At 63.6% G+C, this 3270-nt stretch carries 3 protein-coding genes and 5 pseudogenes; 7 read left to right on the top strand and 1 reads right to left on the bottom strand.

The window, feature by feature from the left end:
- The 5 genes and pseudogenes from JWP83_RS19015 to JWP83_RS19035 all read left to right on the top strand — a co-directional run.
- On the top strand, positions 1 to 370 hold a 370-nt coding region (locus tag JWP83_RS19015), incomplete at its 5' end, for a hypothetical protein (protein ID WP_297733006.1).
- A 135-nt stretch (positions 371 to 505) separates the two neighbouring features.
- Positions 506 to 761, top strand: a pseudogene (locus JWP83_RS19020) (SRPBCC family protein); the annotation flags it as partial.
- Positions 762 to 1048: 287 nt separating this feature from the next.
- A pseudogene (locus tag JWP83_RS19025) lies at positions 1049 to 1268 on the top strand (pyridoxal-phosphate dependent enzyme); the annotation flags it as partial.
- 126 nt (positions 1269 to 1394) lie between these two features.
- Positions 1395 to 2216 carry a DUF6065 family protein gene (locus tag JWP83_RS19030; protein ID WP_297733009.1) on the top strand — a complete coding sequence of 274 codons (822 nt, stop codon included), beginning with the start codon at positions 1395 to 1397 and terminating at the stop codon, positions 2214 to 2216.
- 10 nt (positions 2217 to 2226) lie between these two features.
- Positions 2227 to 2466 (top strand): annotated as a pseudogene (locus JWP83_RS19035) (nitroreductase/quinone reductase family protein); the annotation flags it as partial.
- Between the two features lie 33 nt (positions 2467 to 2499).
- On the opposite strand, the pseudogene JWP83_RS19040 reads toward JWP83_RS19035, so the two are convergent.
- Positions 2500 to 2568, bottom strand: a pseudogene (locus tag JWP83_RS19040) (threonine dehydratase); the annotation flags it as partial.
- Between the two features lie 108 nt (positions 2569 to 2676).
- On the opposite strand from JWP83_RS19040, the gene JWP83_RS19045 reads away from it, so the two are divergent.
- Positions 2677 to 2859 (top strand): hypothetical protein, encoded by a 183-nt coding sequence (locus JWP83_RS19045; RefSeq protein ID WP_297733012.1) that lies wholly within the window; start codon positions 2677 to 2679, stop codon positions 2857 to 2859.
- 245 nt (positions 2860 to 3104) lie between these two features.
- Positions 3105 to 3270 (top strand): annotated as a pseudogene (locus tag JWP83_RS19050) (hypothetical protein); the annotation flags it as partial.

Raw genomic sequence — 3270 nt, forward strand, 5'->3', positions numbered from 1 at the left:
GGTGACCCGGCGCCTGGGTGACGACATCACGTTCGTCATCCACATCCCTTTGTCGATCGATCTGTTGCTCGACCTCAGGCTCGACAAGCAGCGGTTTGTGGTCTCCGGAGACATCGCGTTGCGCGCCACGGCCCGCGCCGCCGAGCCCCTTCTCCTGATCGTCGACGTCGAAAAACCGCGGCCGTCGGATATCACCGTCAACGTCTCGTCGAAATCCTTCCGCGGCGAGGTGCTGCGCATCCTGGCCGGTGTCGACGGTGAGATCCGTCGCTTCGTCGCCGCGTACGTCGCCGAGGAAATCGACTCACCGCAGTCGCAAGCCGCGCAAGTCATCGATGTGGCCCACCAATTGGCGCAGGCCTGGCCCTAGCAAGCCAGCCGCACGCGCGAGTGGGGCCTATCTGTTCGGCGGAGACGGGTATGCCAGTTCAACGCCCGGGACCGTCTCACTAGGAGCGACAACCCTTGGCACGAGTAGATGTTTCGGACGGGTCCGCACCAGCCGCCGTCGACGATCAAGAAGGGCACCCGCGTCTCGTCGTGCATCAAGGTCAAGGGTTTCCGCAACATCGTTCACTCGGAAGTCACGCGCTATGACGAGCCGAAATCGATTGAACTGCAAGGCCGCGGCCGGGGTGGCCATCTCTAGCGACCATCCAGGATCGAAGTTTCACCTCACCGCGGACCTGAAGGGCGGTCTGCTCAGCGGGCCGGTCGGCGGGCTGGTCGCCAGGGTCGTCCGATCCGACGTGCGTAGGTCCCACCCAAAACACGAAACCCGTTGCTCCACACCGCCGCTCACACGTTTGCTGGACCGACCGCGCCTACTCGGAGGGCCAAGACCACCCCGCCGGGGATTCTCCAATCAGGGGATTCTGACGAAGAGCGGTGTGTGAGGGGGAAAGGCGTCCCGGTCGGCCGGACCCGAGGACACCCGCCGGGGCACCAGGTTGCCGTCTCGTCGCTCAATACCTCGCGGGCCTCGTAATCGCCGGTGACACTGCCGTCTTGCAGCGCTGAGGGATCGGCTGTCGGAGATCACCGGCGCGCGGTCTACCTCAAACGCGAAGACCTGCAGATAGTGCGCGCCTACAAGCTGCGTGGCGCTTACAACTGCTGGTGCAGCTCTCTGACGAGGAGATTGGCGATGGCTTGGCGTGCTCCTCGGCGGGTAACCACGGGCAGGGGCTTTGCGTCTGCATGCCGGAAGCTGGGTGTGCACGGGGCCGCGTCTCCATATGCGAGTCAAGACGCCTAAACAAAAGCGTAAGTGAACTGTTCGTCAGGAATGCTAACGGGCCGACTCCGCCGACGCACGACGTACGCTATGTTTCTGCGGAGGAGGGGCTTACGACGTATGTGGCAACGGGTGTCCCCAGCGAATCGAGGATCCGATGAGTGACAAGTCCGATAGGCCGGCCCACCCACTGATCGGGTTCATCACCCGTGATAACCCACCGCAGATTACCCCGGCACCGATTAGCCGGGCGTGGATGTCAGAGATGTCAGAGATGCGTAGAGGCTGGCCTAATCGGTGTTTGCCGATGCTCATCGCCAACCAGAGCGGCTGGGAGCTGCGCAACCGGTCCCCGTTCACCGCTACATGGATGGGTCAGGAAGGCGGCGTGGACGTGATGATCGCACCCGATAAGCGCGACAGCGCTCAGTTCCTGCCCGAAAGCCATTTCGGTTACGGCATCCTGACCTGGCATCTGCCGATGCTGTTTCGCACCCCGGCGGGCTATAACCTGTTAGTCCGCGGGCCGGCGAACTATCCGAAGGACGGCGTAAGCCCGTTAGAGGGCATAGTCGAAACTGACTGGGCAAGCGCGAGTTTCAGCATGAGCTGGAAATTCACCCGCAAACTGATGCCGGTGCGGTTCGAGGTCGACGAGCCGATCTGCATGATCGTCCCGCAGCGCCGAGCCGAGCTTGAAGAGTTCGCACCCGAACTCAGGTGCATCGACTCTGACGAAGATCTGGAGCGCAAGCATAAGTCGTTTCTTCGCTCACGTGACGTAGAAGCGCAGATGCGGGCAGTGGAGGCCGTCGCCGCGGGCGGGCAACCGCCGTGGCAAAGCGACTACACGCGGGGGCGACACGTCGACGGCGAGCCCGGGACACCGGATCACCAGACTCGCCGTCATCTTCGTTCATTTGTTCAGCCACAACATGACAAGCGGCAACAGAACCGCGGGGTTGGACCGCGGCCGTAAAGTGGTGGCTATGCCGCTTACAGGTGAATCCGGACCCAGCCCCTGGGATTGATCCCGCGAACAAGCCGACAAGTATGCGGAATCCGGTGGAGCCGAAGCCGCTGACATGAAGGGCAACCGGATCATTCTGCTGACCACAGTCGGAGCCGAGACCGGCAAACTCCGCAAGACTCCGCTGATGCGAGTCGAGCACAACGGAGAGTACGCGATCATCGCCTCACTCGGCGGGGCCCCGAAGGATCCGGTCTGGTAGCACAACGTCGCGAAGAACCCGCGGGTCGAGCTGCAACGGGGTGGCCGTGACCACCGGGGCGATGCGCCGCGTCGCAGTGTCAATGTCAGCGGCGGACAGCGGTGATTTGCTTGGGCTCTGGCTCTGCGTGCGAGGTGCCCGTGGGTGTTGCGATCGAGCGCCTGCACGCTCTGTGCATCGACTACCTGAACTCGGGAAGCTGGGCACATGTTCGACCTCGAGGCGGAGGACTACGCCGACACCTACATGTCGGTCAAGCAATACGCCGCGCTGATGAACATCACCGAGGGACGGGTGCGCCACCTGGCCAGGTACCGCGTGCTGCGCAGCCGGTACTTCGGTGGCGATGTGTTCGTTCAGCCGGCCGCCGTGGCGGGCTACACCGCCTGATGAGCTTGCCCGCCCCTGCGGCGGGGTCACCCCCGGCACTGGGAGACCCCGTCGGCCTCGAAATGGGGAAGGCCCGCCACCGAAGTGACGGGCCTGTCCGGTTGGTGGGATCGGCTATCGAGCGAATCGAACTCACCTCACACTCCGGTGTCCACGTCCGCGGGCTGTTGGCGGACAGCGCCCAACGGTCCGAGCCCCAGCCACCGCGGTCACCCCAGCCGCCCCGGCCTCCGTTGCGTCCACCAATTGCCAAGGTCAGCGCCAACCTCAAGATCCACGATCCCAAGGTGACCCGGCGCCTGGGTGACGACATCACGTTCGTCATCCACATCCCTTTGTCGATCGATCTGTTGCTCGACCTCAGGCTCGACAAGCAGCGGTTTGTGGTCTCCGGAGACATCGCGTTGCGCG

This window comes from Mycobacterium sp. (genome assembly GCF_025965855.1).
Classification (GTDB): Bacteria; Actinomycetota; Actinomycetes; order Mycobacteriales; family Mycobacteriaceae; genus Mycobacterium.

Bases quoted from the DNA above. Each gene is read 5' to 3' on its own strand.
- JWP83_RS19030 (WP_297733009.1), top strand. From the start codon at position 1,395: ATGAGTGACAAGTCCGATAGGCCGGCCCACCCACTGATCGGGTTCATC.
- JWP83_RS19045 (WP_297733012.1), top strand. From the start codon at position 2,677: ATGTTCGACCTCGAGGCGGAGGACTACGCCGACACCTACATGTCGGTC.